We start from the raw sequence: 25,649 nt of genomic DNA, 5'->3' as shown, positions 1-25,649 counted from the left end.
CTTTGTGAAATACACAGTATCATTATTTATGTCAAATTGTATTTTACATGTCCTCATTCTTGATATTCTGCTCGTCGGACAGAGTAAATGAGGAAGGTATGTATAACGATAATCGTGTACTAAAATAGCTAAATGTAATCACTAGATATAAACCTTTCTCATTAGATGAGAAAGGTTTTTTTTATCAAAAAACTATCAAGATGGCAATAGAATTAAGAAGTTCTACCAGCACACAAGGCAGAAGAATGGCAGGAGCCAGAGCTCTTTGGAGAGCAAACGGTATGAAAGAGGAACAGTTGGGTAAACCAATCATTGCGGTGGTGAACTCGTTTACTCAGTTCGTACCCGGGCATATGCATCTACATAATATAGGTCAACAAGTAAAAGCAGAAATCGAAGCATTGGGTTGCTTTGCAGCCGAATTCAACACCATAGCCATTGATGATGGTATTGCAATGGGGCACGACGGTATGCTTTACTCCCTACCTTCTCGTGATTTGATTGCAGACAGCATCGAATACATGGTAAATGCCCACAAAGCGGATGCAATGGTATGTATAAGCAACTGCGACAAAATCACTCCCGGAATGCTAATGGCAGCCATGCGATTGAATATCCCGACCATTTTTGTATCGGGAGGTCCAATGGAAGCCGGAGAGTTAGACAACAAACATCTCGACTTGATAGATGCTATGATAAAAGCCGCAGACAGCAATGTTTCGGATAAAGAAGTATCAGCTATCGAACGTGCCGCTTGTCCCACTTGCGGATCATGCTCAGGAATGTTTACTGCAAACTCAATGAACTGTTTAAACGAAGCTATAGGTTTGGCATTACCCGGAAACGGAACTATTCTTGCTACTCATGCAAACCGCTTGAAACTGTTTCAGGATGCAGCTAAAATGATTGTTGCAAGCACTTACAAATATTATCGAGATGGGGATGACACCGTACTTCCTCGTACAATAGCTACAAAACAAGCCTTCCTTAATTCAATGACTTTGGATATAGCGATGGGAGGTTCTACCAATACAATACTTCACTTACTGGCAATAGCTCACGAAGCTGAAGTAGACTTCACAATGACCGATATAGACCAACTTTCGAGAAAGACTCCATGTCTTTGTAAAGTAGCACCCAATACCGATAAATACCACATACAGGATGTAAACAGAGCCGGTGGTATATTAGGTATCATGGGAGAATTGGCTAAAGCCGGTTTAATAGATACTTCTCTACCTCGCGTAGATGGTCTTACTCTTCAACAAGCAATCGACAAATACGATATAACATCTGCAAATCCATCGGCTGAAGCTCTTGAGCTTTATAAATCGGCTCCCGGAAATAAACCCAATTTAGTAATGGGATCACAGACAAACATGTATAAAGATGTTGATAGCGACAGATCAAACGGATGTATCCGTGATTACGAGCATGCATACACTAAAGATGGTGGCTTAGCTATTCTGAAAGGAAACATCGCTTTAGATGGCTGTGTGGTTAAAACTGCAGGTGTTGACGAAAGCATCTTCAAATTCTCAGGTACAGCTAAAGTATTCCATTCTCAGGATGATGCTTGTGATGGAATCTTGAGAGACAAAGTTAAAGCAGGAGACATAGTAGTCATCACATACGAAGGGCCTAAAGGAGGTCCCGGTATGCAGGAGATGCTCTACCCTACTTCATATATAAAATCAAAACACTTAGGAAAAGAGTGTGCTTTGATTACCGATGGTCGTTTTTCAGGAGGAACATCAGGACTTTCGATAGGTCACGTATCACCCGAAGCCGCAGCAGGCGGAGCAATCGGTCTGATAAAAGATGGTGATATTATAGAAATAGATATTCCCAACCGATCTATCAACGTAAAAGTATCGGATGCCGAATTAGAAAAACGCCGTCAAGAAGAACTCGCAAAAGGTAATGAAGCATTCAAACCCAACCGTGTAAGAAATGTATCTAAAGCCCTAAGAGCATACGCAAGTATGGTAAGTTCAGCAGATTTAGGTGCGGTTAGATTGATAGACTAAAACATCTGAAAGATGGAGACAAAAGCTAAATCTTGGTGTTGGCAAAAGAAAGGTGAACCAACTGATCTTATTCTGAAAGAAAAGGCAATAAGAGAAATTGGGGATAACGAAGTCCTTATTCAGAACAGTGTAATAGGTCTAAATCCTGTCGACTGGAAATTAATCGAATGGGGACATCCTGCATGGAAGTCCGATTCAGTTCCCGGTGTTGACGGAATGGGAGTTATTCTCAAAGTTGGACGAAATATGACTCATTTGCGTATAGGCAGCAGAGTATGTTATCATACCGATCTTTCGAAAGACGGCAGTTTCAGTACACACACAATTGTTTCAGGGCATGCACTTATGCATGTTCCCGACAAATTGAGTGATACAGCGGCAGCATCTTTTCCCTGTCCATCACTTACGGCTTGGCAAACTCTCCAAAAGATACCCAACATAGCAGGTAAAAGAGTTTTAGTAAGTGGTGCAGGTGGATCAGTGGGATATTTCCTCACTCAATTATTACTCGAAGCCAATGCACGGGTCTATGTTACGGCTAGTAAAAAACACCATGCCGAATTTCTCAAAATGGGTGTTATACAAGCTATAGATTATAAAGACAATAACTGGAAAGAAACTATAAAGAATCATTTGAATGGAAATTCATTTGAAGCCATAATAGATACTGTAAGCGGAGAACATGCAACAGGAATGGCATCCCTACTAGGATATTATGGACATTTGGTAGCTATCCAAGATCGAGTCGGGCAGTCTCCTTTACCTGCATTCACCACCTGTATATCGCTACACGAAGTAGCGTTAGGGGCATTTCATAAATACGGATCACCTCAACAGATATCAGAACTGATGCAGCAAGGAGAATTACTCCTCCATAAAATAGCGAGCGGAACCCTCAGAATAAGGGATAACAAAGTCGAAACATTCGATAACCTCGCCAAGCATTTAGCTGAAATGAAAGCTAATAATATTCAAACAAAGTACTTAATTAAAGTTTCATAAGCATTTACTAATCATGAGTGAAAAAATAACAGGAAGTGAAGCTCTTATACGGTCATTGATAAATGAAGGCGTAGACACTATCTTCGGATATCCCGGAGGAGCTATTATGCCCGTATTTGATGCTATATACGATTATAAAGACAAGGTAGACCATATATTAGTTCGTCACGAACAAGGAGCAACCCATGCTGCACAAGGTTATGCACGTACTTCGGGAAAAGTTGGAGTAGCATTTGTTACTTCAGGACCCGGTGCTACAAATGCAATAACCGGTATAACTGATGCAATGATGGACAGCACCCCTATGGTAGTTATTGCCGGACAGGTAGCCTCTACCCTATTGGGTAGCGATGCTTTTCAGGAAGCCGATGTGGTAGGTATTTCACAGCCTGTGACCAAATGGGCGCATCAGGTAAGATGTGCAGAAGACATTCCTGCGGCAGTAGCACGTGCATTTTATATCGCAGCATCAGGTCGTCCGGGTCCCGTATTACTAGACATCACCAAAGATGCGCAGTTCGGAAAAATAGAATACGAATATAAAAAAGCCACCTTCATCAGAAGCTATATTCCTAAACCCGAAATAAATCCGGAAGAAATAAAAGCTGCTGCAGAACTAATCAGCAACGCTAAAAAACCTCTGGCATTAGTTGGGCAAGGTGTAGTACTTGGATCTGCAGAAGAAGAACTTAAAGCTTTTCTTGAAAAATCGGGAATACCTACGGCTCTTACGGTATTAGGACTATCAGCTATTCCTTCCGATCATCCGCTTAATGTTGGTATGTTAGGAATGCACGGGAACATTGGTCCTAATCTAAAAACGAATGAATGCGATGTGCTTATTGCCATTGGAATGCGTTTTGACGACCGTGTTACAGGTGATCTGAATACGTATGCTAAACAAGCTAAAGTTATTCATTTTGATATAGACCCCGCCGAAATAGACAAGAACGTAAAAACTACAGTTCGGGTATTAGGCGATGTAAAAGAATCTCTGGCAGAAGTAGCCAAGTTTATTGATACGACCACTCATGCAGAGTGGCTGGCAGAATTCCGGTCATGTGAAGAGAAGGAATATAACGTTGTCATCAAAGACGAATTGTTTCCGACTTCGGGTAGTTTGAAAATGGGTGAAGTAATCCACAAAGTTTCAGAAGCCACAAACGATGATGCCGTATTGGTTACAGACGTAGGTCAGCACCAAATGATGGCTGTTCGTTATTTCAAATACAAACAATCACGCAGTGTGGTTACATCAGGTGGTCTTGGTACTATGGGATTCGGATTACCGGCAGCCATTGGAGCCAAAATAGGTGCTCCTAACCGTACAGTTTGTTTATTTGTGGGTGACGGTGGTATTCAAATGACCATACAGGAATTAGGAACCATTATGCAGTACGATGTTGATGTAAAAATCATTATCCTGAATAATCATTTCTTAGGGATGGTGCGTCAATGGCAGGAACTGTTCTTTAGCGAAAGATATTCCGAAACTACAATGAAGAACCCTAACTTCTGTATGATTGCCAATGCTTACAATATCAAATCTAAGATTGTAGACAAACGCGAAGAATTGGATGATGCTATTGCCGAAATGATAAATCACAAAGGTTCTTACCTTTTAGATGTACAGGTAGAAGCCAAAGGAATGGTATATCCTATGATTCCTTCGGGAACTTGCGTTACAAATATATTATTAGGAAACGAATAAGATGACCCTAGAATCACAATTCAATTCGATTGCCCAACTCTATGATAAGCAGAGACCATCTCTGATTCCCTGCTTCTCGGATTTTTATGGAGTAGCCATTGATAATCTTAATTTATCGACAACTTCTCCCGAAATTCTGGATTTAGGAGCAGGCACCGGATTGTTTTCTGAATTTGTCCTACAAAAATATCCGAATGCAAAGATCACACTTGTCGATTTGTCCCGAAAAATGTTAGATGTTGCTAAAAAAAGATTTTCGTCAAATAAAAATATCGACATAATCCAACAGGATTTTACTACTTTTAAGGGCGAAAAACTATACGATGCTGTAATCTCATCTCTAGCCATTCATCATTTAGAAGACAAAGCCAAAGCCGAGTTATATAACACAATTTTCAGACTCCTGAAGCCTGATGGAATATTTATTAACGCAGAACAAGTTGCCGGAGAAAGTGAGTATTTCAGTCGATTATATGACAAGAAATGGCGTGAAAAGGTCGAAGCCAGTGATTTAAGCAGAGAGGATATCGACGCATCTTACGAAAGAATAAAGCTAGATAAAAGGACTCCCGTTTCAACCCAGATAAAATGGTTAAGAGATGCAGGGTTTAAAGAAGTCGATTGCTTGTACAAATACTATGACTTTGCAGTTCTTTACGGTCGAAAGGAATAGTTCAGATAGATAAAAGTTTCAGAACTTAAAGCAGGTATGTGGAAGTGAATTTTAATTAATTTGAAATTATGGAAGATAAAACATTATATACCGTTACAATATTTTCGGAAAATACAGTGGGTCTGTTAAGTCAGGTAACCAGTGTATTTACACGCCGCCAATTAAATATCGAAACACTTTCGGTATCTCCGTCGGCTATTAAGGGGATCCATAAATTTACAATTACAGTATATTCTAACAGAGAAGATATTGTAAAGGTAGTTAAACAAATAGATAAGCGTGTAGATGTACTGAAATCGTACTTCAATACAGACGAAGAACTAATACATCAGGAAATTGCCTTATACAAACTTTCGACGCCTGATTTCTTGAAAATAGGATCAGCAGAAGCTCTTATCCGAAAATTTCATGCTCAAATCTTAGAAATCAATGAAATTTGCGTAGTTATCCAGAAAACAGGACATTATGCGGAGACTCAAGCATTATTTGAAGAATTAAGCGAAATGATTGGCGTACTTCAATTCATCCGTTCCGGACGGGTTGCCATCACAAAATCAAAAATCGAACGATTAAGTGACATGCTGCAGGAGCGTGAAAAAAAGAATTCATAAGCTTTCATCTTAAAATATACACATGTCACCTAAAGAAGGAATATATACATATACAATTGATGCCTATCTCACCGATTTCAGGGGAAAAGCCACATTGCCGATGCTGGGAGGTTTCTTGCTGCAAGCTGCAACAAGACATGCCGAGGAACGAAATTTTGGCTACTCTTTTATGACCGATCAACAGCGAGCATGGGTATTGATGCGTATGACTATTGAATTATCCGAATATCCACGCAATGATACTACCATTAAGTTGCATACATGGGTGTCGGATATCAATAAATTATTTTCTGAAAGATGCTTCGCTTTCGAGGATCAGGATGGTAATTATATTGGTTATGCACGGTCGATGTGGGCATCTATTGATCTTGAAACAAGACGTCCAACCAATATTCTCGACTTACAAAGAATGATTGAACTTAAATCGGACAGAGTTTGCGCTATTCCAAGTGCAGCTAAAATACCATCGATCAAAGACGTTGAGTTTACAACATCCTTTACTGTAAAGTACAGCGATATTGATATAAACGAACATCTGAACAGCATGAAATATATAGAACACTTTATAGATGTATTCCCTCTCGAAATGTTTCAGGAGAAAGAAATTAAAACCTTCGAAATTAACTATATTGCAGAAGGTCAATATGGGACAACTCTTGATATCTTACAAAGTAAAACGGAACTGAATAAATCTGTTTTAGAAATGAAGCATCATGACAAAACAATTTGCTTAGCCAGAGTTACTTGGCAATAAGGTTGCAAACCTTTATATATCAGATTAATTAATAATACTATTTACATATATAACAAAAAAAGAAAATGGCAGAAATGAATTTTGGAGGAGTAGTAGAGCAAGTTGCTACTCGTGAAGAATTTCCTTTGGAAAAAGCAAGAGAAGTATTAAAAAACGAAATAATCGCTGTAATCGGTTATGGAGTTCAAGGTCCGGGTCAAGCATTGAATCTTCGTGATAATGGCTTCAATGTAATCATCGGTCAACGTAAAGGTGGTAAAACTTGGGAAAAAGCTATCGCTGACGGTTGGGTACCGGGTGAAACTCTTTTCGATATAGAAGAAGCTGCTGAAAAAGGTACTATTATTCAATATCTTTTATCAGATGCAGCTCAAATCGAAGTGTGGCCTCGTATTAAACCATATCTGACAGCTGGCAAAGCATTGTATTTCTCTCACGGCTTTGGTATTACATACAAAGAACGTACAAATATTATCCCTCCTGCTGATATTGATGTAATTCTTGTTGCTCCTAAAGGTTCGGGAACAAGCCTTCGTCGTATGTTCTTGGAAGGACGTGGACTAAATTCAAGTTACGCTATCTTCCAAGATGCTACAGGACGTGCCAAAGAGCGTGTAATCGCTTTAGGTATCGGTGTAGGTTCAGGATATTTATTTGAAACAGATTTCAAACGTGAAGTATATTCTGACCTTACAGGAGAACGTGGTACTCTAATGGGTGCTATACAAGGTATTCTTTTGGCTCAGTACGAAGTTCTACGTGAGAATGGACATAGCCCTTCAGAAGCATTCAATGAGACTGTAGAAGAGCTTACTCAATCATTGATGCCTCTTTTCGCTGAAAATGGTATGGACTGGATGTACGCAAACTGTTCTACAACTGCACAACGTGGTGCTTTAGACTGGATGGGACCTTTTCATGATGCAACTAAACCTGTTTTTGCAAAATTATATGCAGAGGTAGCTTGTGGAAACGAAGCTCAACGTTCTATCGACACAAATTCAAAACCAGACTACCGTGAAGGTCTTGAAAAAGAACTTCAAGCTCTTCGTGAAAGCGAAATGTGGCGTACTGGTGCTGTTGTAAGAAAGCTTAGACCAGAAAACAACTAATCACTGATTAGTCCTATAATACTGAAAACCTGCATATATCGTGCAGGTTTTCTTTTTTTCGTTAATTTAGGTGATGCTTTTTCGTCTCAATACTTGCATATATAAACAAAAAGCAGTAATATTGCATCCGATTTAGAGAGAACATCTCAATCAGGTCCTATAGCTCAGTTGGTTAGAGCATCTGACTCATAATCAGGGGGTCCCTGGTTCAAGCCCAGGTGGGACCACCTCCTAAAATAAAAAGACTTACATGAAAATGTAGGTCTTTTTTCTTTTTAAAAGACATTCCTGTAATAATTTCTTATAAAGGACACAAATAATAATATAAATTTATATCTTTGAAGAAGAAACATTTATACTTTTATTCATTTCAAGTTTTATGGAATATATCAGTATTAACGAAAAAGATTTAATTGAATTATACGGAGGTCCCGATAATGAAATGGTCGATAAAATGATGAGTTTGATGCAAGAACAAACTTTTCCTAAAATTACCAGTTTTCTAAACAGTAATAAAGAGGAAAGTTTAGCTTCGAAAATCGAATTTCTAAAAAACTTTACTTCATCTTTCAACATGATAGGTCTTTCGGCTATTTCGGCTAAGATAGAACTTCTTGATGAGAAAATAAAAAATAACACAGACCCCGTTCTGCTAAATGAAGCCATTTTAAATTTGGAGGAAAGTCTTACACAAAGTGAAATTCTGATTAAAGAATACAGAGAAAAAATAAAAAGTAAAAAGTAAAGCAGCCTGCTGACCAAAAATAACAGTCAACAGCTATAATTGCGGGATAATAGTTCTACTGCTTTGATTGGAAAAAATAATCTTAACTAAACAAGTTCTAATATGAGAAAATTCTCCACACTATTGCTATTATTAGTACCTGTGTTTTATTTTTCTTCTCATCAAACACTCAATGCCCAAACGCAATCACTTATCGGAAAAGATCTTGCATTAAGAAAGGCCGACAGTACCTCTCTATACATTAGTGCACAGCAACAGTATACTGACTTCGGCACAATGAACCTAAATCAGTCTTCAGCAGGAATAAAACTAAAGAAGGCACAATATACGTTGATAAGTAACTTCCAGATGGCATATAATAATACCACCAAAACAGGATGGCAATCAGCGAATGAGTTTTATTATACTCCTAAAAAAAAGAAAACCTACCAATACGCTTCCCTTTCTTTTTCGAACACAGCATGGTACCCTAATTTTACTGCTGCTATTTCAAACTACTACATAGGGATTAAACAGTTGGAAATTGAAAACGGAGTAAAGTATATAGCCCTTTCAGGACAGAAAGATATCTGGATGATAAATACAGGAGCAAGTTATGCTGTACATAAAAATCTATTTCTGGCAAAATGGATATATCTCAACAATGGCATATCTAATAACGATTTTATTTTAGGATACCGATATTATTTCAATGAAAACTCGGTAATTGCACTTAATTTACTCACTGGAGATAATAACGTTATCCCCGAATTTAGAAATCTTCCGAATGTAACAACACTTAAGCAATACCAGAAATACTACGGATTCAATTTTAACACAACATTCCCTATTTCGAAAAAACTATATCTAGGCGTTAACTATACTTACAATCATTTTAAGAAAAATGATAATGTCGGTAGTTGGAATTTACATATTGCCAGCTTAGGCATCAGCTATAAACTTCTATAAAACAGCAACATCTACATTCTACTGCCTACCAAATAATTCTCGTATACAGATTGCTATATATGCTTCATCGTCTGAAAAGAGAGCCAGTAAAGTACCGAGAATCAAAAGAATTACGATTGAGATAATCTGTAGGTAAGTTATTTTTCTTTCCCTCGCTAATTCTTTTCGAGCATCATTGTCCATCTTATCTTTTTCTTCTTTCTTCATTAATCAGCCATTTTTCTGTAAGTTACCTGTTTTCTGAGTTTTATCCCATTTCATTTCCGACTTGGTTATTTCTTTTATGTAAGAAGCAAATGTGACAGCACATAAGAAAGGACCATACCCACCAATAAGCAAGAGTGTACGTGAGATAAATAATGGAAAACCTTTTTTCTCGGTATAATATGCCATAAAAGATACAACCATACATAAAGCAACCCAAAGATACAGGAAGAAAACAATAATAAATGATTTGAAATCAAGCCCGAAATAAAGATGATTTCCTTCATTCGCAAGAACCATTATATCTAACAATTTATCCAGAAGATTAGGATAAACGGAAAGAATAATCAAACAAAGGGATATTATACCGGGAAACAAAAGACCTTCGAGTCGTGTTCTTTTTGCTGTTTTCGGGTCTAAAAAATTACAAGTCAAAATAACAAACAGATCCGTAAAGGTATTGAGTATCCAAAATTGTTTAAATATAAACCATGAATAAGGGAAGTCCAGAAAAAATAAACCTGTAAGTCCTATCGATGACAATATCATCAACAAAGGCATAAGCATAATCGTAAACCAGATAAAAGAAAAACTAAAAGAACCCAGGTTTCCAATTTTCTTATTAAGCCATATATGCTTAAAAGCTTTGGTCACTTGAATATTACCTCTTGCCCACCGCAGCCTTTGTTTCCATAATGCGACCAAACAATTCGGCTCTTCTGCCCAAACAATGGCATAAGGATCAAAAATGGTTTTTCGCCCGGCAAGCTGGGTATTAAAAGTAGTAAAAGTATCTTCAGCCAGAGATGAAGTGTCTATCTTCCCTCCTATCGCTATCAAATTTTCCTTAGTAAGCAGCTGTGCACCTCCTGCCAGACATGCGGTAACCCCTAACACATTCTGTGCTCTCCGACTGGCAGCTTGTGCACAAATATATTCAAATGCTACAAATTTATGGACTAACGTGTTAGATACTGACCCTTCTTTTATATAGGCCATTACAGCTCCTACATCCGGATCGGCAAGATGTCGAACCATCTTCCTAAGGGTTTTTTCCTCGAAAAGAATATCCGCATCAATAATTAAAATAGCTTCGGCCCAATCCTCTTCTAATAGTACTTTGATTCCGGCATTAAGCGTATGTGCCTTTCCTTCACCGCCTTTTTCTCTCTTTACATACCGTATATTGTCAGGATATAATTTCAATTTTTCATTAACTATTTCGAAAGTATTATCCGTACTTGCATCATCTACGAGATAAAGTTTTAAAGATTCAAGTGGATAATCCATAGACAACAAGTGCTCTATTGTATTTCCTATTACATCAGCCTCATTCCAAGAAGGAATCACCACCGCTACCTTAGGCGTAATAGGCCTAGCCAGTTGATAATGATTAAGTTTTGAATGAAAAATGACCAAAAAAAACTGATATAGAGATGCAAATAAAGGAAGAGCACCTAAGAGGACAAAAAAAGTCAAAAGAATTTTTAGACCTATAATCATATTTATAATTTACTTCAACTTTTTTAAACAATCGCGTTTTTATAAGACTTCCAGCGCCTTTGGCACGAGTGCCTTCTGATGTTTGCCAAACTCCGAATCGGCCATATATATTTCCTCATAATAACGAACCATAGCTAATTCTTTATAATCGGAATAGGGTATAGGCTCACCCGAAAGTGCATGTTCAACGCACATCAACGGAATATTAGCGCCACTTTCTACAACCAAACTCAATCCTCCTGAAAATCTAGGATTAATTTCAAGTAAATAAGGGGTTCCTTTTTCATCTACAATTACCTGAATGTTTGCCCCGTATGTAACTCCTACTGCTTGAGCTATTTTTATACAGTAATCTTGTATCGCTTCATTTTTAATAGTTTTAGAAGCAACAACTACCCCCGAATCTACTTTGAGACGCTCTCGAACTACTGCTGCTGCCACCGAGCTATCGTTATTAAGCATTACATCGATACTATATTCTTTTCCTCCAATAAATTCCTGAACCATGTAATTTTCCATCCTCAGCTTTTCCAAAATATTGCGATCAGGAGCAGAAGTAATAATAATACCTCGCGAACCACTACCGCTTCGTGGTTTAAATACAAGTTGATTTGAGCTGATCTGTGGGTTTATTAAATACTCTTCCAACGACTGAAATTCAGGTAAAAGAACTTTACCGTTACATTTTTCCATCAGTTTGAGTTTATCCAGAATTATATCTAAGACTTCTGCCCTACAGCTAACTATACGACAGCCTATTGCATTAAATGATTCTTCTATTTTCATTATTGGCACAAACTCAACATCAACGGTAGGAATAAGTATATCTATCTGATGTTGTTCACACAAACGCAAAATAACTTCATTAAACCCGGGTGTAACTCCTCCCGGAATAACCAATCTTTTGGCCGGTTCTACAAAATAAAGACCTGTTGCCAAGGGGTCCATATCGGCCATAAAGAAATCATAGGATTTGTCTTTTAATGCTTTGTAAGCACAAATTGCGGCGGGGCCTCCGGCGCCTGTAATTAATATTTTTACAGCCATATTCTAAATTATTTGGTTAAGATTTAATTATCTCAAAAGGTTCTATTGCTTTATAGTTTGCATAACGTCCCCAATAGATAGCAGTAGCTTTTATTATATCGTCTTTTAAATAAACAGCTTTACTTTTTTGTGTTTCATGGAAAGCGATGAGTTGTATCTTTAAATCTAAAAAATTATCAATGCTCTCAAATTTTTGAGGATGAAAATTTATATTGGTAGAGGGAGCCTGATACGCATATACTTCATCTATCTTTCGGGCAGCTATTATAGTAGCCAGATGCGTGTTTCTATGATCTTTATGATTATCATTAACACTATGAGTATAAATAATATCCGGTTGAAAATTGTGAATAACCTCCTCTATAACCCGAATAGTTTTAGGTCCTTCCGAAACGGATGTATCTTCGAGATTACTAATTATCAAAGTAGCATGAAGAAATTCGGACGCAGCTTTTGCCTCCAGATAACGTTTCTCCGTATCACCACCGACCGCTCCTCTGGTTAATGTTAAGATCATGACTTCATCATTGCTAGCAATATGCTTAAGCATAGTTCCTCCACAGCCAATCTCTACATCATCCGGATGTGCTCCAATAGCAAGTATCCTTTTTCTCTTTTTTTGCAGAACAAGTGTTCTAAGCTGGTCTACAATTTTATCTCTGACGCTTTCGCTGATTACAGTTAATACCCAGAAATTATTTACTCCATATTCCAAAGCTGCTCCCATTAGCTCCACATCTTTATCTTCGGCTAGTAGCATAATATAAGCCGTAGGTTTATACGTCTTGAGATATGCCAAAGCATTTCCTGCTGCTTGAAAAGAGGGTTTTCGGGCAGCAAGGATAAAGACCTGATCGTTACTCTCACAAGGTCTTTTTGTCGAGATATCTTCAAAACTCATAGAGCAACATTGAAGATGTAACTCTTCGCTTATAATAGTTGATAGCGTTTGGGTGTCAGCTTGACTACCAATTAATATGATCTCCATTTCTTTTATTAATAAGATTGTGCTGATACTAACATATACTAATCAAAATAGAATTCTAGATTAGGATTTCTAAAAGTAGTAAATTATCTGGTTTACACAAAATTATGTTACATTTACTATTATTTTAAATATTTAGCAACGTATAATACTAAAAATACAAGAAATGAAAATATTAATGGTTTGCAAAGGTAATATTTGCCGCTCACCTCTAGCAGAAGGGGTTTTAAGAGAATTATCTGCAAGTAATAAACTCAACTGGGAGATTGATAGTGCTGCTATTAAAGCATTTCATATTGGTAAAGCACCCGATTCGCGTGCTATTCATACAGCCCAAAAACACAATATAGATATCAGTTGCCATAAATGCAGACTATTAACGACAGAGGATTTTGACGATTTTGATATCATCTATGCCATGTCTCAAGATATACTTGATTTTATGCAAGAAATGGCTCCAAAAGACAAACATCATAAATTAAGGTTATTAATGAGCGAGGTTGATGCTTCGGTCATTCAGGATGTTCCCGATCCCTTTCATGGCGAAGAGAAAGATTTTGACTATGCTTACGATCTTATTTTATTAGCTTGTGAAAAAATCATAGAAAAACAGTTTAAAGCCTAAAAAAACTCTATTCGACTTAAAAGGCTTACCAAAGACGTAAGTCTTTTTTGATTCGATGTATCTTCATTTTTCGCCTCGATTAATCACCTATTTAACTTTTAGAGTATTTATTAAGAAAAAAAATACAATTTTCAATAGAATAAACTCTAATTTAGCATGTTTTTACGGATCGCCGTAATCCAAAGAATGGGTAAATATAAGTAGTTACTGATATACTTCAAGATTAACAACCATTTGCAGCGATTATATCTTACCTGAATAGTATAAAAAGGTCTGAGACCTTAGTTTGAATTTTTAATCATGGAATTTAGAGAACATCTAAAATATAGTTTTTTTGATTTACTGATCAATAAGAATATTAGTTTTGCCCTATACCGCTTACCGGGCGAGCACGACATACGTTTGGTATTACAAACCTCAGACCAATCCGAAACATTCACGAACCTATTAGAACTGAATAACAGAAGAGGATTTGTTATTGCACCTTTTCAGATATCTAAAACTGCTCCAATAGTACTTATACGTCCCGACCAAGTATTGACCGGAGAAGAAGCCGTTTTTAGCTATCTTTATAATTCCGATTTCAATAATTACACAAATAAAGCCTCTTCTAGCTTTTTCGAACCATCGAAAGCTGTAACATTTGAACAGTATAAAAACGGATATGATTCATTTCATGAAGCATTAAGCGGTAACATATTGAAAAAACTGGTTCTTTCACGTACTTTTGAGCTTTCTCGAAACGAGAAATTTTCTGCCGGACTATCCTTCCAAAATGCGTGTAAAAAATATCCTGATAATTTCATTTTCTTATGCCATACTCCCGAATCAGGAACATGGCTAGGCTGTTCTCCTGAAATACTTGTATCGGGAGAAAACAGAAATTGGACAACGGATGCATTAGCCGGAACGCAAAAAGTACCGGACACCGATCAGCCAATAATATGGGATGACAAAAACCGTCTCGAACAACACATTGTTGTTGAATATATGCAGCAGCAATTGATTAAAGCCGGAATAAAATCTTCTTACAGCGAAGCCAAGACTATTCGGTCGGGAAATCTGGCACATCTCAAAAGTGAATTTTCTTTTCATATAGATGATTCCTCCAAAATCGGAAGTTTATTGAGTCTGCTTCACCCAAGTCCTGCCGTTTGTGGTTTCCCTAAAAAAGAAGCATTTGATTTCATCACCAAGAACGAAGGGTACGACCGAAAATACTATTCCGGTTTTTTAGGTTACCTGGATGTAGATAACAAAACAGATTTATTCGTAAATTTGAGGTGCATGCAAATATTCAAACAAAACCTGAGATTATTTGCAGGAGGAGGAATACTTCCTTCATCTGAACTTATATCGGAATGGAAAGAAACCGAATATAAGCTTCAAACCATATTATCAATAATAAATGAATAGCCCAGCATATGTTTTCAGTAAAGAAAAATGTATTACAAACAGTGGCTTTACTCAAGGCTTATGGAGTAAAACAAATTGTACTTTCGCCCGGATCGCGTAATGCTCCATTGATGCAGACTTTTTCGCAAGATGCGTTTTTTGAGTGCCACACGATTGTGGATGAGCGGAATGCGGCTTTTTATGCTTTGGGAATAATACAGGCTTTGCAACAACCGGTTGCTATTTGTTGTACGTCGGGTTCTGCATTACTAAACTACGCTCCGGCAGTAAGCGAAGCCTATTACCAACAATTGCCTTTGATAGTAGTTTCTGCTGACCGCTCTCCCGAGTGGATCGGACAAATGGATGGGCAGACTTTACCTCAAGCAGGGGTATTCGGTTCGTTATCGAAAAAATCGGTTCACCTACCTGAGATTAATAACGAAACAGACGAATGGTTTTGTAATCGGTTAATCAATGAAGCTTTGATAGCTTGCACTGCCAACGCTTCGGGTCCTGTACATATAAATATACCATTGTACGAACCTCTTTTTGATTATTCGGAAGAATCTCTTCCCGAAGTAAGAAAGATCGATTATGCAAGACCTCGAAAATCTGTTGAAATAAGCTCTTTTGTTGAAAAGTGGCACAAACTGCCTAAACGTTTAATCATTGTAGGACAACTGTTTCAAACTCCAGAGCTAACTGAACTACTTGAAGGTTTAGCAGAGAAAACCGACTGTATAGTCTTTACTGAAAATCTATCGAATAGTGTTTCACCTTCATTTATCAGCAATTTTGATGCTTTACTGTATACCATATCCGAAAAGGAGAAAGAAAGCTTTTCGCCTGATCTGGTTATCACACTCGGTGGACATATTGTTTCGAAACGATTGAAACACTTTATCAGACAACATAAACCTAAGAATCACTGGCATCTGACAGAGTCGGGCGAAGTGGTAGACCTGTTTCAATCATTGACCGATTTAGTGGAAACAGAAGCTATTGAATTCTTTTCTAAATTGTCATCAGAAGTCCAAGATAATACAGAAAAACCATTCTTCGATTTATGGAAGAATACCTCTCTACTCATACCCGAACCAAAAGAAGATATACCTTTCTCGGATATATCGGTTACGGGTGATTTTTTAAAGGTAATGCCGAAAAATTCGGTTTTGCACCTAGCCAATAGTTCTACGGTACGGAATGTGCAGTTGTTTCAATTGGATAAATCAATCAAAGTATATTGCAATAGAGGAGTGAATGGTATAGAAAGTACCCTACCCTCTGTAATCGGATTCGCTTCCGTTTACAAAGATCCTGTCTATTTAATTATAGGGGATCTTAGTTTCTTTTATGGACTGAATGCTTTGTGGAATATACAACACATCAAAAATTTACGAATACTCTTAATCAATAATGGTGGTGGTGGAATCTTCCATCTGCTTCCGGGCTTAAATAAAGCTGCTTCGTTAAAAGAATATGTGTCGGCAGAACATACTACACAAGCAAAAGACTGGGCTTTAGCGGCAGGATTAAAATACTTGCATGCAGAGAATAGAAATGATCTGAAAGAAAGCCTTAAAGCATTCATTGACACTAAAACCGACCAATCGGTTTTAGTGGAAGTATCTACAAATATGGAGATTAGCAAAAAAGCTTTTCAGGAATATTATCATAATCTAAAAACAATAATATAATATGTCAACTACAAGGCAATGGGAAACCATCAAAGAATACGAAGATATTCTATTTGATTATTTTGAGGGAATAGGTCGAATCACTATCAATCGTCCACGCTACCGCAATGCGTTTACTCCTACAACCACTATGGAGATCAGTGACGCTTTACGCATTTGTCACGAAAATCAAGATATTTATGTAGTAGTCCTTACAGGTGCAGGCGACAAGGCTTTTTGTGCGGGTGGCGATCAGAATGTAAAAGGCAAAGGCGGATACATCGGAAAAGATGGTGTACCTCGTTTACAAGTTCTTGAAGTACAGAAACAAATCCGTTCGATGCCTAAGCCCGTTATCGCTATGGTAAATGGTTTTGCTATCGGTGGCGGACACGTTCTACAAGTTATTTGCGATATCTCAATTGCTTCTGACAATGCAATTTTCGGACAAACAGGCCCTAAAGTCGGTAGTTTTGATGCAGGATTCGGGTCTTCTTATCTGGCTCGTATTGTAGGTCAGAAGAAAGCTCGCGAAATATGGTTCCTTTGCCGTCAATACTCAGCTCAAGAAGCTTTGGAGATGGGACTTGTAAATACCGTTGTTCCTTTCGATCAGCTGGAGGACGAGACTGTAAAATGGGCACATGAAATGATGCAACACAGCCCGATGGCTTTACGCATGATAAAAATGGGATTGAATGCCGAACTCGATGGTCAGGCAGGTATACAGGAACTTGCAGGAAATGCAACGCTTCTTTATTATCTGACTGATGAAGCTCAAGAGGGTAAACACGCTTTCTTAGAAAAACGCAAACCCGATTTCAAGAAGTTTCCTAAGTTTCCTTGAGTTTATCAGATAAAGTAAAGTATGAAGGGCGTATAATCATACGCCCAATATTGAAGCACTTTATCTATATATAAATAATGCGAATCAGTAGTTGATCTGTTATGTTTAATGTTCTATTATTCTAACGCACCCTTATGGGTTTGTTTTTCATTTTGCCTTGATGCAAAACGAAACAAAAGATCAAGACTGTGCCTTTTGCCCGACCCGCTACGGACTCGAAAGCTAAAACAAAAGAAAAACGTTTATTATTGATATCCTTTTGTTTCTTAACGCTTTCTTCATCCAGCGGGTACCCCGTGCAAACGCCAAGGTCGGGAAGCCTGACGGATAAAAACCATTTGCAGGCGTCAGCCCCGGTGCATCAGAGGCACAGCCGTTGGCTGACAAGCGAAGCAGGCGTAAAACTAAACGTGCCGATAGGCAGAAGGTTTAGTTTAGCCTGTAAGCTTTAGGTCAGACAGGCGAGCCACGCAGCACAAAGCCTTTTTGATTCCTTTTGCGGCTTACTTTGGGCAAACAACGTTCGACGAAGCGAAGGCGAGTCAAAAGGAATACAAGCAATCTTCGATTGTGCGTAGAAGAATAATTTAATAGAACATATAATCACAACTACTGATTGGCATAAATAAGTTACAACCACCCAAAAAGGTAACAAAAAGACAGCAGGCAAAAAAGTGTAACATTTGTCACTTTTGTAACCTTTTCACACGTTAAGCATTGATAACTTGATTTTTACAAGAACCATAAAAGTTACACTTTTTTGTCACCTTTGTCACTTTATTGATTACTTTGTGTAACTTGTGTGATACTTTATGGAACATTACCGAATGGAATTTAAGATAAAAATAATACCTTATACCTTACAGTTCAAAAGACCTGCGGGTACATCACGGGGAGTATATCACGACCATAAAATTTGGTATGTAGTGATATATTCGCCCTCTGATCCTCAACATTGGGGAATTGGAGAATGCGCACCTTTATTCGATCTGAGTTGTGATTATAATGATGATTACGAACAAACATTGGAACGGTTTTGTAAGGAATTAGAACAAAATAAAATCTTGAATAAGGAGGCTTTACGTCCTTATCCTTCTATTCTATTCGGATTAGAAACTGCTTTACGCCATTACGAAAACCGAAGTTTTAAACTTTGGAATAACTCATTTACAGAAGGCAAGAAAGGTATTCCGATCAATGGCTTAATCTGGATGGGCGATTTTCAGTATATGCATGAACAGATAGAAACCAAGATGCAACAAGGTTTCCACTGTATCAAACTGAAAATAGGGGCTATCAATTTCGAGGATGAAATCAAACTTCTCCAACACATACGGAAGCATTTTTCAGCAGATCAAATTACTTTAAGGGTAGATGCAAACGGTGCTTTTGCACCTGATGAGGCTTTGGATAAATTGAAATGCCTTTCGGAACTGGACTTACACTCCATTGAACAACCTATACGTGCAGGACAATGGGACGAAATGGCTCGATTGACTAAAGAAACTCCTTTACCTATTGCATTGGATGAAGAGCTTATAGGCGTTCATCAACCCAAAGAAAAAAGGCGATTGCTCGAAACGATCAGACCTCAATATATTATTCTGAAACCAACTTTACACGGAGGTATCAGCGGTTCTGAAGAATGGATAAAGCTAGCCGAAAAATTAAAAATCGACTGGTGGATAACCTCAGCCTTAGAATCTAATATTGGCTTAAATGCCATCGCTCAATGGTGTGCTACTTTTGATAACCCTCTACCGCAAGGCTTGGGAACAGGTGGTCTTTATACCAATAACATCGAAATGCCGCTAACCATCAAAGGTGATTGCTTGTGGAGCAATCCGAACGGTCAGTTTCCCACACTAGACAATCTGATATAACTATGTACCAATCAGATAGAGCAAAACAGACAATAACGATTGAGGGAAAGACATATTTGCCTGATGTATTCTTGGATGAAAATTCACCTGAATTTATCTCTCAATCCGATTTTCATAATGACTTGTTTTTGTTCTTAAAAGATTGGTTCTCTGATTCTCCGACCCTAAAAGTTCAGACCTCGGGTTCAACTGGTATCTCTAAAGAAATGCTTGTAGAAAAAAGCAGAATGATGCAAAGTGCACAATTGACCTGTTCTTTTCTTGGCTTAAAAAAGGGAGATTCTGCTTTGCTTTGTATGTCTTTGGATTATATTGCAGGTAAGATGGTAGTGGTTCGTGCGTTGATTGCAGGGTTAGATTTATATCCTATTCCTCCATCGGGCAATCCATTAAAAGATACTGACAAGGAATTTTGTTTTGCAGCAATGATTCCCTTGCAGGTATTCAATAGTTTGCAATCGGATACTGAGAAAAAACGATTAAGCAATATCAAGAAACTGATTATCGGGGGAGGTTCAATTGACCCTCAGATAGAAGAAGCTATAAAGAGTTTTCCTCACAAGGTATATTCTACTTATGGTATGACCGAAACACTTTCGCATATCGCTTTGCGGCAATTGAATGGTATTGAAGCTTCGGATCATTATCATCCTTTCGACTCGGTTATTTTATCTATATCAGAAGACAATGCATTGATTATAGATGCTCCTCTGGTTTCTGATGAACTCCTCTACACAAATGATATAGTGGAAATATATGAGGACAAGAGTTTTCGTATTATCGGACGGAAAGACAATATAATCAATAGTGGTGGAGTGAAAATTCAGATAGAAGAAGTAGAAGCTTTACTAAAACCTGCATTAAACAACGGCTTTGCCATCACATCCCTACCCGATCCTAAATTTGGAGAGATTGTGGTATTAGCCATCGAGAGGGAAATTGACGAGAATTTAATCTCGAATTTATTGCCTGTATATTTTATGCCTAAAAAAATAATTCGGGTAAATAAAATACCCTTAACCGAAACAGGTAAAATAAGCAGAGTCGCATTAAAACAGCTTGTTCTAAACAAGTCCGCCAACTCCCAATAAAATAGTGCAAGCGACTAATCACTAGCCGCTTGCACACTTAGTAGAGTATTATTTTTCAGAATTTATATGCAACTTAGTCTTTATTAAAAAACAATATCTACTTTATATTGTCTCTTAATAATCAGCATTTTGAGGATCAAAATTAGTCCATCCCTTCATCCAGTTATCAACATCTGAATCACTCTTGAATGCACCTACATAATCAACCTTATCAAATCCCGATTGTAGTAATGGATCAGTAAATGATGCAGCACCCAATAATGGACTACCTGTTGCAGGTCCCCAGTTAGGATTAGATGATAAGCTACTAGGTTGTTTCAATTTCAAATCCGAGATATTAGCCAATACTTTATTACTAGCCTGAGATGTAAAATAGGTATGAGAGAAAGATTGGGCATCAGTCATATCCGTTCCGTTAGTAGAATATTTATCGGCAAAACTATTATTTACATCCGATCCTACCAGACCCATTTGAGCAAAGAATACATTATTGATTTTCAATGTTCCATTGGTTGCTAAACTTTGCGTATTTCCTTTTTGATTATCAAGAAGCAATCCTACAGGAAATCCCATCGCCACAGAGTTGAAACAGCTCAACTGCGAATAACGTCTAATTTGCATAGCAGCTTGAAATAAGCCTGTCTTAGAGTTATTATTAGGTCTGTAATTTCCTGCATTGATATACTCTAAAGTATTCACAAAGTCTGCTGCCTGACCTATCGGACCTACCAAGGTTACGTTACTGAATACGGCAGATGTTTTGGGAGTACCATTTGTTCCCGAAGCATTGTTGTCAGATTCCAATCCATTCGAAAGAGAAGTATCGGCAATCTTCGGATTACGAACAGCCAAAAGATATTGCAGTTTTCCTGAGAAACCATAGTCTGTATCAAAATCGTCGTCCCATCCATGATATGCCACTAAATATTTAGCACTAACCGATCCACCAAACCACTCATAAGAATCGTCGTTGGAATAAGAAACCTGCAAGTGATCTACCTTCGTACCACTACCTACTGCTCCGAAAGTAATACCATTTATTTCTTTGTTTTCTTCGAAGGGATATCCTGCAAACTCAACACGTACATAGCTCAATATACCTGAGTTATCAGCATCATTGTCGCCACCGTATTTTGTTCTTGGTCCGCCTTCTATTTGAAGTTGTCCGCCATTATTGGTCTTGGCATTACCACAGATGATAAGTCCGCCCCAGTCTCCCGGTTTACGGCTACCTTTCGCCTGAGCCGATGTAAATACAATAGGATTACTTGCTGTACCTTGTGCATAAATTTTAGCTCCCGGCTCAATAATCAAACTACCGGTGGTTGCTTTATCCCCCTTAATAATAGTTCCCGGTTTAAACGTAACCGAAGCACCTTTCACGACATATACCCAGCCTTTGAGTGTATATGTTCCTTTTTCGAAAACAGTATCTTTTTTTATTTCATAGCCGGTTGTACTTCCGTCGCCAATTACTCCTACAACAGGCACCGGATCAGGATCAGTAGACGAATTGTTATCACTACTGCAATTCATAAAGAGCATGATGCTGCTTGCTATCCATGCTAAATTAAATAATTTGAAAAGTTTCATTGTGTAAATATTTAAAAATTAGTTGCTAACAATATTTATTAATTTTAGTCAAGTCAACAGTAAAAGTCAGAGTCTTAAAAATTGAATTTGGCAGAGATGCTTATGTTCCGCCCCGGATTATATCGCCTCGTTGTTTGCTCTCTTTCATGCATCACCCCGTCGCTATCTATAAATTTGGGGAACTGTTTATAAACGACATCCTGAGAAAATATATCTTTTACAGCTGCTGCAATTTCGACCTGTTTACCGATTCGTTTAGTTACTGTAAAGTCAAGCACATTTCGTGGCATTTCATACATATCGGGTATATCGTCATTCACAGTACTGTTCTCGCTTTTGCTTTTAAGTCCTATACCCACAATCCGTTTACCGATGATATTATACATAAGTCCGGCTGTCAGTTGCATGGGTTCGCTCTGGTAAAAAAGTCCGGCATTTACCAAGAAGGGAGATTGCCCTTGTAGCGGACGCTCGTCTTCGGTACTGCTTTCATCAAATTTGACTTTACTCTTGATTAATGACCCGTTGACAACAGCAGAGAAATCTTTCAGTCCAATAAAGTCAAGGCGCTTTTTCAGGTCTATCTCAACCCCTAGATTCTGTCCTGACAAAGCATTTTCGAAAGTAAATATCCGGCTTCCTCCTCCCGTATTAACAAAAGTCCATTCAATCGGATTATCGAAATGTTTATAGAATAGTGCTACAGATATTAGCTCACCCGAAGATGGATAAAGTTCGTACCGAAGATCTATATTTTGAATATAGGCTGCTTTCAAATCGGGATTACCTTGTATTCGGTTGAACAGGTCGAAGTCATAAAATGAAGCAGGTGAAACCTCCCTAAACTCGGGACGATTGATCGACATTCCATAAGCAAATCGCAGGATATTGGATTTATCGAGATTATAACTCACATTTAATGAGGGAAAGACATCTGTCGTTTTGTATTCCGAATCTTTCGTCTCAAAACCGACGGGTGATATAAAGTTGGTTAAGGTCATAATATCATGCTCGAAACGTGCTCCTGCATAAATATTAAATTTATTATAGGGAATGTTTATCGCTAAATAAGCCGCCAATAATTTATTATTTCCATCGTAACTGTCTACATTATTAGTAGACTCATTAATATATAACCTGCCTGCTCCAAAATTCTCAGGGATAAGAATGTCGTTCACAACATCACCAAAGCGAAAGCTATAAGGGAAATAATTTTCATTATATAGATAGTCAAAGTCTCGTGTATTATAATCTTTCACTTTATACTCACCATAAAAGCCTCCCTTCAAGTTCGAAGTGATAGATGAATTAATTTTCAGATCATGCGAATAATTTGCTCCTGCATTATATGTATATTCACTCAGGTCTATAAAATTTCGTTCGATATCAGCCTGCGAAATATACATCTGCCCATTAAACGGGTCTTCGGGTGTAGAAGCATTTTCAGTACGATTGATCATCCTTCGGTCGGGCTGATTTTTATTGGCATACGAGAAGCCTAAAGTCCAATCGAGCTTATCGGCAAAAGGCAGGGTATGCTTTCCTGTAAACTGCCCCGAATAGGTAGTTCGGCTTGAATATAAATATTCCTGTTTTTCTTGTCTTTTCGAACGTCCGCTGGTATAGTCCGTTCCCTCACGAAATGTATAGCGATCCTGTCCTAACTGATTGAAAATATTCTGAAATTCGTAATGATTATTTTTATTCGAAATAAAAGACAAGTTAACCATAGCTCCCAATCGGGCATTGCGGTTATACTGATCGTCAGTATAATCATTATCTGGTTCAGCTATGTCGGCTATATCATTATACACCTCATACTGTGCATTCCTCATACCCATGAGAGTACGGCTTGTATAACTGTAATTGACGGCACTGGTCAATCCCCACTGCTGCCCGCCTTCGGTATTGATACGCCTGCTCATGGCAAAAGAGAAACGTTGATCAGGCAAAGGACTTCTGGTCTTTATATTCCAGTTGTTATTGAATCCGTTTTTAGTTACAGCATCCACCATATCGGTGTTATCTCCATCGAGTCTGAATGGAACAATATCTCTCAAAGCTCTATGTCCGTTATCAAATCCCAGAAAATCGGTAGCACTTCCGGGGTTATATTTAAAGTCTTTAAATTGCGTTTCTGTATTGAAACCTGTTCCATAACTGATCTCCATCGAATTCTCATTCGGGATACCTTTGGTTGCCACTTTTACAAAACCTCCCGAGAAATCGGCCGGAAGTTCGGGTTGTGGAGATTTTACGATCATAATATTCTCAATCTGCGAACTGGGAATAAGGTCGAACGAGAAAGAACGGCTATCGGCTTCAGAACTGGGCGTTGCACTATTATTGATCCATACATTATTATAACGTTGAGACAATCCTCGGGCAACTATAAATTTATTATCCATAATAGATATTCCGGGAATTCGCCTGATAACTTCCGAAGCATCACGATCTTGGTTTCGTGATATTTGCTGTGATGAAACACCACTTACAATACCATTTGCATTCTTCATCGAATTGAGTAACGATACTTCCGAGTTAATTCTAGCCATGGCTACTACAACCACTTCATTCAATGCGGTGAGCGACTCTTGCATCGGTATATCCAAGCTGGTTACTTCTCCCTTCTTAACCTCTACATCCGTTATTTCCAAAGCTCCATATGAAAGGTAAGATGCTGTAATGATATGCTTTCCGGGACCAATATTCAACTCATAAGTTCCATCCATATCGCTCATTACTCCCTGAGTTGTGTTCTTTACAGAAATAGCAACTCCGGGTAAAGTCTCCCCCGTTTTAGCATCTGTTACAATTCCTTTAATAGATGTTTGGGAAAATAGTACACCGGCAACAAGTAGTGCGAAAATTGTTAAGGTTGATTTTAATAAGTAATTCTTCACTTCCGAAATAAGATAATTTTTGTTGTGCATATAAATTCTAATTTTCTCTACACAAAGCACCTTCTTTATTGTTACAGAATAATAGAGATAGAGATAAGGTTAAGCAACAAAATCATGACATTTATCTTAAGAGAAATACATCACCGACACAAAAACACAGGACAGGGCTCTCCTTTAATAATATTTGCCATCTTTGTTTATTATTTATGACATTTTGGAGAATTCTTCGAAACTTATTCCATCTGTATTATCGAATAGAATTACAGAAAGGCTTATCTTTATACCCTTAAAAAACATGTAACTCGTAA

The 25,649-nt window shown here is 37.9% G+C and carries 21 protein-coding genes and 1 tRNA gene; 16 read left to right on the top strand and 6 right to left on the bottom strand.

Annotated elements, in window-relative coordinates; all coding sequences use genetic code 11:
* Positions 1 to 200: 200 nt before the first annotated feature.
* The 10 genes from ilvD (at position 201) to G7051_RS08260 (ending at position 9,586) form a co-directional block, all read left to right on the top strand.
* Positions 201 to 2,030 (top strand): dihydroxy-acid dehydratase, encoded by a 1,830-nt coding sequence (gene ilvD / locus G7051_RS08305; protein WP_166199526.1) that lies wholly within the window; start codon positions 201 to 203, stop codon positions 2,028 to 2,030.
* Positions 2,031 to 2,042: 12 nt separating this feature from the next.
* Positions 2,043 to 3,032, top strand: coding sequence for a zinc-binding dehydrogenase (locus G7051_RS08300; protein WP_166199524.1), 990 nt, complete (start codon positions 2,043 to 2,045; stop codon positions 3,030 to 3,032).
* 10 nt (positions 3,033 to 3,042) lie between these two features.
* Complete coding sequence (ilvB, locus tag G7051_RS08295; protein ID WP_185155019.1) at positions 3,043 to 4,743, top strand: biosynthetic-type acetolactate synthase large subunit; 1,701 nt, start codon at positions 3,043 to 3,045, stop codon at positions 4,741 to 4,743.
* A 1-nt stretch (position 4,744) separates the two neighbouring features.
* Positions 4,745 to 5,416, top strand: a complete 672-nt coding sequence (locus tag G7051_RS08290) for a class I SAM-dependent methyltransferase (RefSeq protein WP_166199520.1) — start codon at positions 4,745 to 4,747, stop codon at positions 5,414 to 5,416.
* Positions 5,417 to 5,484: 68 nt separating this feature from the next.
* The gene (ilvN, locus tag G7051_RS08285) at positions 5,485 to 6,027 is read left to right on the top strand and encodes an acetolactate synthase small subunit (RefSeq protein WP_166199518.1); all 543 of its coding nucleotides are present in this window, start codon (positions 5,485 to 5,487) and stop codon (positions 6,025 to 6,027) included.
* Positions 6,028 to 6,049: 22 nt separating this feature from the next.
* Positions 6,050 to 6,781 carry an acyl-[acyl-carrier-protein] thioesterase gene (locus G7051_RS08280; RefSeq protein WP_166199516.1) on the top strand — a complete coding sequence of 244 codons (732 nt, stop codon included), beginning with the start codon at positions 6,050 to 6,052 and terminating at the stop codon, positions 6,779 to 6,781.
* A 65-nt stretch (positions 6,782 to 6,846) separates the two neighbouring features.
* On the top strand, positions 6,847 to 7,893 hold the full coding sequence (ilvC, locus tag G7051_RS08275; RefSeq protein WP_166113592.1) for a ketol-acid reductoisomerase: 1,047 nt from the start codon (positions 6,847 to 6,849) through the stop codon (positions 7,891 to 7,893).
* A 153-nt stretch (positions 7,894 to 8,046) separates the two neighbouring features.
* Positions 8,047 to 8,120, top strand: a tRNA-Ile gene (locus G7051_RS08270).
* Positions 8,121 to 8,272: 152 nt separating this feature from the next.
* Positions 8,273 to 8,638: a hypothetical protein gene (locus tag G7051_RS08265; RefSeq protein ID WP_166199514.1), complete on the top strand. Its 366-nt coding sequence runs from the start codon at positions 8,273 to 8,275 to the stop codon at positions 8,636 to 8,638.
* A gap of 102 nt (positions 8,639 to 8,740) precedes the next feature.
* Complete coding sequence (locus G7051_RS08260; protein ID WP_166199512.1) at positions 8,741 to 9,586, top strand: hypothetical protein; 846 nt, start codon at positions 8,741 to 8,743, stop codon at positions 9,584 to 9,586.
* Between the two features lie 18 nt (positions 9,587 to 9,604).
* On the opposite strand, the gene G7051_RS08255 is transcribed toward G7051_RS08260, so the two are convergent.
* The 4 genes from G7051_RS08255 to G7051_RS08240 are packed head-to-tail and all read right to left on the bottom strand — an operon-like array spanning position 9,605 to position 13,328.
* The gene (locus tag G7051_RS08255; protein WP_166113570.1) at positions 9,605 to 9,793 is read right to left on the bottom strand and encodes a hypothetical protein; all 189 of its coding nucleotides are present in this window, start codon (positions 9,791 to 9,793) and stop codon (positions 9,605 to 9,607) included.
* 3 nt (positions 9,794 to 9,796) lie between these two features.
* Entirely contained in the window at positions 9,797 to 11,293 is a 1,497-nt protein-coding gene (locus G7051_RS08250; protein ID WP_166199510.1) for a glycosyltransferase family 2 protein, read from the bottom strand.
* A 39-nt stretch (positions 11,294 to 11,332) separates the two neighbouring features.
* Positions 11,333 to 12,340, bottom strand: a complete 1,008-nt coding sequence (locus G7051_RS08245; RefSeq protein WP_166199508.1) for an ATP-grasp domain-containing protein — start codon at positions 12,338 to 12,340, stop codon at positions 11,333 to 11,335.
* A 16-nt stretch (positions 12,341 to 12,356) separates the two neighbouring features.
* Positions 12,357 to 13,328 (bottom strand): PIG-L deacetylase family protein, encoded by a 972-nt coding sequence (locus G7051_RS08240; protein WP_166199506.1) that lies wholly within the window; start codon positions 13,326 to 13,328, stop codon positions 12,357 to 12,359.
* Between the two features lie 163 nt (positions 13,329 to 13,491).
* Here G7051_RS08240 and G7051_RS08235 point away from each other — a divergent pair, with 163 nt between their 5' ends.
* The 6 genes from G7051_RS08235 (at position 13,492) to G7051_RS08210 (ending at position 20,845) form a co-directional block, all read left to right on the top strand.
* A complete protein-coding gene (locus G7051_RS08235; RefSeq protein WP_166199504.1) occupies positions 13,492 to 13,950 on the top strand; it encodes a low molecular weight protein-tyrosine-phosphatase in 459 nt (152 codons plus the stop codon).
* Between the two features lie 300 nt (positions 13,951 to 14,250).
* The gene (locus tag G7051_RS08230; RefSeq protein WP_166199502.1) at positions 14,251 to 15,366 is read left to right on the top strand and encodes an isochorismate synthase; all 1,116 of its coding nucleotides are present in this window, start codon (positions 14,251 to 14,253) and stop codon (positions 15,364 to 15,366) included.
* Between the two features lie 8 nt (positions 15,367 to 15,374).
* Complete coding sequence (gene menD / locus G7051_RS08225; RefSeq protein ID WP_166199500.1) at positions 15,375 to 17,045, top strand: 2-succinyl-5-enolpyruvyl-6-hydroxy-3-cyclohexene-1-carboxylic-acid synthase; 1,671 nt, start codon at positions 15,375 to 15,377, stop codon at positions 17,043 to 17,045.
* A gap of 1 nt (position 17,046) precedes the next feature.
* The gene (menB, locus tag G7051_RS08220; protein WP_166199498.1) at positions 17,047 to 17,871 is read left to right on the top strand and encodes a 1,4-dihydroxy-2-naphthoyl-CoA synthase; all 825 of its coding nucleotides are present in this window, start codon (positions 17,047 to 17,049) and stop codon (positions 17,869 to 17,871) included.
* An 827-nt stretch (positions 17,872 to 18,698) separates the two neighbouring features.
* Positions 18,699 to 19,754 (top strand): o-succinylbenzoate synthase, encoded by a 1,056-nt coding sequence (locus G7051_RS08215; RefSeq protein WP_166199496.1) that lies wholly within the window; start codon positions 18,699 to 18,701, stop codon positions 19,752 to 19,754.
* Positions 19,751 to 20,845, top strand: coding sequence for an AMP-binding protein (locus G7051_RS08210; protein WP_166202719.1), 1,095 nt, complete (start codon positions 19,751 to 19,753; stop codon positions 20,843 to 20,845). Before G7051_RS08215 ends, G7051_RS08210 begins: the two co-directional genes overlap by 4 nt.
* A gap of 114 nt (positions 20,846 to 20,959) precedes the next feature.
* Here the strand turns inward: G7051_RS08210 and G7051_RS08205 are convergent, their stop codons facing one another.
* Positions 20,960 to 22,438, bottom strand: a complete 1,479-nt coding sequence (locus tag G7051_RS08205) for a hypothetical protein (RefSeq protein ID WP_166199494.1) — start codon at positions 22,436 to 22,438, stop codon at positions 20,960 to 20,962.
* A 74-nt stretch (positions 22,439 to 22,512) separates the two neighbouring features.
* On the bottom strand, positions 22,513 to 25,371 hold the full coding sequence (locus G7051_RS08200) for a TonB-dependent receptor (RefSeq protein ID WP_166199492.1): 2,859 nt from the start codon (positions 25,369 to 25,371) through the stop codon (positions 22,513 to 22,515).
* Positions 25,372 to 25,649 lie beyond the last annotated feature (278 nt).

This window comes from Dysgonomonas sp. HDW5B, from assembly GCF_011299335.1.
Taxonomy (GTDB): Bacteria; Bacteroidota; Bacteroidia; order Bacteroidales; family Dysgonomonadaceae; genus Dysgonomonas_A.
This window is presented reverse-complemented; position numbering and strand designations above follow the sequence as displayed.

Coding starts and splice junctions, on each gene's coding strand:
- ilvD (WP_166199526.1), top strand. CDS start 201: ATGGCAATAGAATTAAGAAGTTCTACCAGCACACAAGGCAGAAGAATG.
- G7051_RS08300 (WP_166199524.1), top strand. CDS start 2,043: ATGGAGACAAAAGCTAAATCTTGGTGTTGGCAAAAGAAAGGTGAACCA.
- G7051_RS08290 (WP_166199520.1), top strand. CDS start 4,745: ATGACCCTAGAATCACAATTCAATTCGATTGCCCAACTCTATGATAAG.
- ilvN (WP_166199518.1), top strand. CDS start 5,485: ATGGAAGATAAAACATTATATACCGTTACAATATTTTCGGAAAATACA.
- G7051_RS08280 (WP_166199516.1), top strand. CDS start 6,050: ATGTCACCTAAAGAAGGAATATATACATATACAATTGATGCCTATCTC.
- ilvC (WP_166113592.1), top strand. CDS start 6,847: ATGGCAGAAATGAATTTTGGAGGAGTAGTAGAGCAAGTTGCTACTCGT.
- G7051_RS08265 (WP_166199514.1), top strand. CDS start 8,273: ATGGAATATATCAGTATTAACGAAAAAGATTTAATTGAATTATACGGA.
- G7051_RS08260 (WP_166199512.1), top strand. CDS start 8,741: ATGAGAAAATTCTCCACACTATTGCTATTATTAGTACCTGTGTTTTAT.
- G7051_RS08255 (WP_166113570.1), bottom strand. CDS start 9,793: ATGAAGAAAGAAGAAAAAGATAAGATGGACAATGATGCTCGAAAAGAA.
- G7051_RS08250 (WP_166199510.1), bottom strand. CDS start 11,293: ATGATTATAGGTCTAAAAATTCTTTTGACTTTTTTTGTCCTCTTAGGT.
- G7051_RS08245 (WP_166199508.1), bottom strand. CDS start 12,340: ATGGCTGTAAAAATATTAATTACAGGCGCCGGAGGCCCCGCCGCAATT.
- G7051_RS08240 (WP_166199506.1), bottom strand. CDS start 13,328: ATGGAGATCATATTAATTGGTAGTCAAGCTGACACCCAAACGCTATCA.
- G7051_RS08235 (WP_166199504.1), top strand. CDS start 13,492: ATGAAAATATTAATGGTTTGCAAAGGTAATATTTGCCGCTCACCTCTA.
- G7051_RS08230 (WP_166199502.1), top strand. CDS start 14,251: ATGGAATTTAGAGAACATCTAAAATATAGTTTTTTTGATTTACTGATC.
- menD (WP_166199500.1), top strand. CDS start 15,375: ATGTTTTCAGTAAAGAAAAATGTATTACAAACAGTGGCTTTACTCAAG.
- menB (WP_166199498.1), top strand. CDS start 17,047: ATGTCAACTACAAGGCAATGGGAAACCATCAAAGAATACGAAGATATT.
- G7051_RS08215 (WP_166199496.1), top strand. CDS start 18,699: ATGGAATTTAAGATAAAAATAATACCTTATACCTTACAGTTCAAAAGA.
- G7051_RS08205 (WP_166199494.1), bottom strand. CDS start 22,438: ATGAAACTTTTCAAATTATTTAATTTAGCATGGATAGCAAGCAGCATC.
- G7051_RS08200 (WP_166199492.1), bottom strand. CDS start 25,371: ATGCACAACAAAAATTATCTTATTTCGGAAGTGAAGAATTACTTATTA.